General features: G+C 63.9%; 8 protein-coding genes. 4 read left to right on the top strand and 4 right to left on the bottom strand.

Features of this window, described 5'->3' with window-relative positions:
* Nucleotides 1–396 precede the first annotated feature (396 nt).
* Both B4N44_RS11875 and B4N44_RS11870 read right to left on the bottom strand, forming a co-directional pair.
* On the bottom strand, nt 397–906 hold the full coding sequence (locus tag B4N44_RS11875; protein WP_296701039.1) for a PIN domain-containing protein: 510 nt from the start codon (nt 904–906) through the stop codon (nt 397–399).
* Nucleotides 887–1,981: a helix-turn-helix domain-containing protein gene (locus tag B4N44_RS11870; RefSeq protein WP_296701037.1), complete on the bottom strand. Its 1,095-nt coding sequence runs from the start codon at nt 1,979–1,981 to the stop codon at nt 887–889. Before B4N44_RS11870 ends, B4N44_RS11875 begins: the two co-directional genes overlap by 20 nt.
* 102 nt (nt 1,982–2,083) lie before the next feature.
* On the opposite strand from B4N44_RS11870, the gene B4N44_RS11865 reads away from it, so the two are divergent.
* From B4N44_RS11865 to B4N44_RS11850, 4 genes are all read left to right on the top strand, one after another.
* Nucleotides 2,084–2,308 carry a DUF2188 domain-containing protein gene (locus B4N44_RS11865; protein WP_296701035.1) on the top strand — a complete coding sequence of 75 codons (225 nt, stop codon included), beginning with the start codon at nt 2,084–2,086 and terminating at the stop codon, nt 2,306–2,308.
* A gap of 10 nt (nt 2,309–2,318) precedes the next feature.
* Complete coding sequence (locus B4N44_RS11860) at nt 2,319–2,594, top strand: hypothetical protein (RefSeq protein ID WP_296701033.1); 276 nt, start codon at nt 2,319–2,321, stop codon at nt 2,592–2,594.
* Between the two features lie 19 nt (nt 2,595–2,613).
* Nucleotides 2,614–2,859, top strand: a complete 246-nt coding sequence (locus B4N44_RS11855) for a hypothetical protein (RefSeq protein WP_296701032.1) — start codon at nt 2,614–2,616, stop codon at nt 2,857–2,859.
* Nucleotides 2,860–3,329: 470 nt separating this feature from the next.
* Nucleotides 3,330–3,617, top strand: a complete 288-nt coding sequence (locus B4N44_RS11850) for a hypothetical protein (RefSeq protein ID WP_296701031.1) — start codon at nt 3,330–3,332, stop codon at nt 3,615–3,617.
* A 75-nt stretch (nt 3,618–3,692) separates the two neighbouring features.
* On the opposite strand, the gene B4N44_RS11845 is transcribed toward B4N44_RS11850, so the two are convergent.
* Entirely contained in the window at nt 3,693–4,472 is a 780-nt protein-coding gene (locus B4N44_RS11845) for a ChaN family lipoprotein (protein ID WP_296701027.1), read from the bottom strand.
* Nucleotides 4,473–4,644: 172 nt separating this feature from the next.
* Nucleotides 4,645–4,952, bottom strand: a 308-nt coding sequence (locus B4N44_RS11840; protein ID WP_296701025.1) for an ATP-grasp domain-containing protein, incomplete at its 5' end; no start/stop codon positions are given.

Genomic DNA, 4,952 nt, shown 5'->3' with positions numbered 1-4,952 from the left:
GCCGGTTTCGGGGGATTGATCAGCGTTTCCATAGAGGAAACGGCGTCAAGGCGTGTCGCGCTTTGTGTTCGGAGCTACGCGTCAGCGCCGATGCAAGTTCGTCGCCTGCTAAACAGCTATTGTCCGCATCCCGTGCCAGTAACTTCTGTCATTCGAGATAGCGGCCGACACGCGATGGCCGCGTTTGGTCCAGTCGGGGCATCTCGGCGCTGGTCGATGAATTCATCCGGCAGACCCACAGCGAGCGATCCAGACATCGGATAAACACCTCGTTGAGCAACAAGCATGTCGCAATAACCACCTGATCCAGGCTAAAGATAACCAACTACGCCCCCCTTTCTGGACCTGAATTCTCGGGGCTATTTGAAACGGAGTCCCAAGGCAATTGCGGTGGCTTTACCGCGCAAGACGCCGATAACGCACGAGGGCACGCGTGATAAGTGTTGGAGGCACATGCACCGTCTCGTCATCCCGGAACAGCTCAAGGGCTGCGACCAGGCGGCCGGCCGTGGCAGCCGCTGCCGCGTGAATGATATCTAGCGCCCAGAGCACACCATGCACTTCCAGCCCGTTGCGCTCGGCCAGGGTACGCAGGCGGTTGTCGCCAGTCAGCAAAATGCTGTCCTCCGTCGCTTCGGCAAGGGCATAGGCAAAACAGTCGTTCTCGGTGAGCGCGGTATTCTCCGCACGCAGCTCAATGGCTCTTTGCACCTGTTCCGCCGGTGAATCCACGATCACCATCCCGCCGGCGAGAAGCCGGCGCTCATCCTCCGTGAAGTGAACGAGTTCATCCTCGAAGAGGGTGTACGGAATCAGCCGCTCGTAAGGTGTTCTCACGAATGCCTCGAGCAGCTCCGCCTTACGCAGATCGATCAGGCAGGAGGTATCACTGACGATGACCCGCACGCCAAGGCCCTTTGAGTTGTTCTTCGACCTCATTCACCGGCTTGCGCAGCAGCTCCGCGGCCTTCGCCACGGAAATCAGCTTCTCCGCCAGCGCCCAATAGCACAAACGCTCGAAGCGGCGTGGCTTCTCCATGTCTCCTCGTCGTGCCTCATCTTCGATGGGCTCCGGTTCCTCGCTGCGCCAGGTGCGCGCGACAGTCTGAAACGCGGTGCTTAACACCCCGTCATCGATGATGCCGACATCCCGCAGCCGCACGAGCATCGCAGCGCCGCTCACGCGGTACAGGCGTTTTATATCCAGAAGCTCGCGGTAGCCCAGCGCATTTCGGTGCTTGCCGATTTCGCGCTCCAAGTGGTCGCGCGGCACGAGGAAAGCCCCGGCAAACCGGTTTGCCGCCTTTTCCTCTTCTTTCGCATTCAGGTGCTGCGGGTCGATCAACCGATGGGCAAGCTCGTGCGCCAAGGTTAGACGACGGCGCTCCAGCGACTTGCTCTTGTTGACGACAATGGCCGGCACGGGGTCATCCGCCCCCTCCCCGGTCACCAGGCAGGTGAAACCGGACACCCGGTCGGGCAGCTCGTCAATCAGCACCTTCAGCCCCTTCTCCTCGAGCAGCTCGGTCATGTTGGGGATAGGATCTTCCCCAAGCTCCCAGTGCTCGCGCAGGGTGTTGGCGAGCTCCTCCGCCTCATCCAGAGTCCGGATGGCGCAGCGCCCGCCGTCCATCGCCTCCCAGTGCCTGCTGTCGCGGTCAAGGATCCGCTCGACTTCCAGGTAACGGCTCACCCACTCGAGAACCTCGGTTTCCACCTTCGCGCGATCGGCCTTGGTGGTGTTCGCCTTGGTGCGGAAATCCACCTCGGCCAGGTCGAGCCGCTGCGCATCCATCAAGAACGACATGGACACGCCGAGCGCCTTGCTGAGGGCGTGCAGCACCTTCGCGCTCGGCACCATTTCGTCCCGCTCGTATTTGCCCAGCGCCTGGGCGGACACAAGGCCGCCGATCGCCTGCGCGAGATCGCGCAGGCTCAGACCCGCCTTCTTCCTCGCCAGCTTCAGTCGCGCACCCATCATGTCCGTCGTCTCCCCACCATGGTTTACACACTACAATTTGTATATATAATGTAAACAATTGTGCAGCAATTTGCAAGGCCACAACCCATCAGGAGTCAGGAAATGAGCAGCAAAAACAAGCATGTGGTTCCCCACGAGAAGGGCTGGGCCGTGAAATCCGAGGGTGCGTCCCGCGCCGGCTCGGTTCACAAGACCCAGCAGGAAGCCATCGACGTCGCCCGCGAGCAGGCGCGCGCCAGACGTGGCGAGCTCTTCATCCACAACCGGCAGGGGCAGATCCGCGAGCGCGATACATTCGGAAATGACCCCTACCCGCCCAAGGGGTAAGGACTCGTTCATGATTTATCTCATCTCGTATGACCTCTATCACCCTGGCCAGGGCTATGCGCGTCTGTACGACGGCATCAAAGAGTTGGGTGCGTGGTGGCACTACCTCGACTCCACTTGGCTAGTCGACACCAACCTGACCACCAGCCAGATCTTCGAGCGGCTGCGGTCCCGCATCGATGCGAGCGACCGGCTGCTCATCATTGGCGTCAGGAGGGACTACTCGGGATGGCTCCCCGGCGACGCTTGGAGCTGGATAAACGGCCGAGCGCCTGCCGCCGCATAGACCACCCAGGAGCAATCCGATGATCGATATCCAATTCCGCCTGAACGGCCACCCCGTGCGGCCGAATCAGCTCGCCGACGCCCTGGAAAAGGAACTCCTCAAGGGAATCGAGACAACCATCCGCCGCAAGTTGGCCACTCTCCCTCGCTCCGCCAACGGAACGCCCCTAAAGGTCACCATGACAGGGCGCTCGCTCGACAACCTGTCGGTCGAGCTTTCCGGGGACGCCGAGATAATAGAGCGCGCCCGCAAGCTGCTCAGTTAGCCGCCAGCGTTTCCACATGGGCGCCGTCGAGCCGTCGGTGCGCCATCGAGGCGACGGTCATCAGGTCTTCCGCGTCCTGTAGATCCATTGAACAGTCGGTTTTCGCCGCTTGGCCCGTCGGTGTGCGAAACCAGCCTCTTCCAATGACACATGAGCCTGAAGGAGGCACGTGATTCCAACGTGAAGTGAGCCTGAAAGGCCGGCGGGGCGCCGGGATCATCGGAGGATGATCGTGACGCTCAAGACCCAGGGGCTCCAGACACTGGAGCAGATTCGAGCCTTCCTTGCCGGCAGCGCGCCGCTGTCCTTCGCGGCGCCGCAGCGTGAGGCCGCCTACGGCTTGCCCGTCCCCCGACGAGTAGAGTGTGAACTTGCCGCCCCCGGCGGTGCAGGCTTACGAGGGGTGTACCACCGAGCATGCTAGGCTTGACTAGCCTTTGGGTGGTTTAGTGACTATCGGGAGTGGTCCTATGAAAGGCATCATCACGACCCTGTCATTCTGCGCCTCGCTAGTGGCTTCTGGCATCGCTTCCGCGGACACCTACGTCAACCCGTACGTCCGCTCGGATGGCACCTACGTGCAGGGTCACATGCGCAGTGACCCAGACGGCTCGCGCCTCAACAACTGGTCAACTCGCGGCAACGTGAACCCGTACACCGGCCAGCCGGGTTACAAGGACCCCTATTCGAATGGCTACGGGTCCTCGTCTGACAGGCGGTCGCGCTCGCGGCTCGGCGGCTGGGATAAAAGCGACTAGAACAGCACACTGCATCGAGGCCCCGGAGGCTGTACCGGCAGCGGAACACCGTTGCCGGGGAGGGGCGCGAGGACGCTACCGACAGTCCCACGACACGACGACATCGGCTGCCGCGCGCGGATCGTGCGGTGCATAGGCCGCCATCGGTGCGAAGGTCATCCCAACCGCGGCACGTCCCGCCTCGCTCTCGATCGGAGCCAGCCGGCCCCGGCGCGGCCCGGCGCACTCCCCGGGCCAATGCTGGAGCACCGAAACCCACGGGATCCCGGCAGCCGCCAGTTGCTCCCCCAGTTCGGGTGCCCGGACCCTGGCTGGAACGGATGGCAGCCACTCGATCCGCTTGAGGACGTGTTTTTTGCCGACCAGCACCACCACAGGCTGCACTCCGGCGTATGGCGACACGCGGCGAAACATCACGGCTGGCCGAGGCGCGTTCGAGGCGGGGCCACCATCGATCGCCAGGAGCCGTCCGCACCCGGTCCGTGAGAGCTCGGCCAACCCGGTCAGCAGCTCCCGATAGGCGGCGTGGTCAATGACGCTCGGGACCCGGATCGCATCGGCGGCGGCATCCCCGGCGGCCAGGCGATCAAGCGCGGGCTGCTCGGCTTCGCTGATCTCAAGGCCTATGACCGGACACGCGCCCCGGGCGGAAAGACGCTGCACCACCTCAAGGAACAGACGTACCGACGCCGGCCGGCGGTGGCGCTCCCCCAGCAGCAGGCCGCCACGATCGAGGGCAAGATCGGCGAGCTGGCCGGCGATTCCTTCGGCCGCGCCGGGGGCGTGCTGCATCATCAGTATGGCGAGGCCGCAGATCGCGCGCGCGATCTGCGTGCGATGAAGCAAGGGTGCCATAGGCTGTCTCCGGGGATGCCCAATGAAGGTCGGGATGATCGACCAGGCGGCGCGGCGTTCGGCCGCCGCCCTGCCCTATCGCCCGTCCAGATCGGGCGCGCCCGCGAGCTGCTGGCCCGGCTGCGCAGACTGCAAGAGCGGCGCGCGGACATCGAGGCCCGGACGCAGGGCATCACAAAAGCATCTGCACGTACCGTGCAGCGAGCAGCCCCAGGTAGGCGCACGCACGCGCCGGCGTGACGCGGCCATAGTAGCCCAGCGCGTAACCGTCGTTGACCTCGACCAGCGCCGTTTCCCCGTCAGACAGCACGCCGACATCGAGCGCGTAGCCGGCAGGCGGCGCCTCATCCGCCTCGTGGGCGGCGATCATGCCGTCGATCGTCGTTGAATCGGGATCCGGGGCATCGTCCGCGCCGTCGTGGTCGTAACGCTCCCGCCACAGCAGGCGCCCGCCGGCGACGTAGCAGCGCCACTCGCACA

The sequence above is a fragment of the Thiocapsa sp. UBA6158 genome, assembly GCF_002423035.1.
Taxonomy (GTDB): Bacteria; Pseudomonadota; Gammaproteobacteria; order Chromatiales; family Chromatiaceae; genus Thiocapsa.
The sequence above is the reverse complement of the archived record's forward strand: the minus strand, read 5'-3'. Positions and strand labels throughout refer to the sequence as shown.

What these genes read in the sequence shown, in the direction of transcription:
- B4N44_RS11845 (WP_296701027.1), bottom strand. Translation starts at nt 4,472, where the DNA reads ATGGCACCCTTGCTTCATCGCACGCAGATCGCGCGCGCGATCTGCGGC.
- B4N44_RS11860 (WP_296701033.1), top strand. Translation starts at nt 2,319, where the DNA reads ATGATTTATCTCATCTCGTATGACCTCTATCACCCTGGCCAGGGCTAT.
- B4N44_RS11865 (WP_296701035.1), top strand. Translation starts at nt 2,084, where the DNA reads ATGAGCAGCAAAAACAAGCATGTGGTTCCCCACGAGAAGGGCTGGGCC.
- B4N44_RS11855 (WP_296701032.1), top strand. Translation starts at nt 2,614, where the DNA reads ATGATCGATATCCAATTCCGCCTGAACGGCCACCCCGTGCGGCCGAAT.
- B4N44_RS11870 (WP_296701037.1), bottom strand. Translation starts at nt 1,981, where the DNA reads ATGATGGGTGCGCGACTGAAGCTGGCGAGGAAGAAGGCGGGTCTGAGC.
- B4N44_RS11850 (WP_296701031.1), top strand. Translation starts at nt 3,330, where the DNA reads ATGAAAGGCATCATCACGACCCTGTCATTCTGCGCCTCGCTAGTGGCT.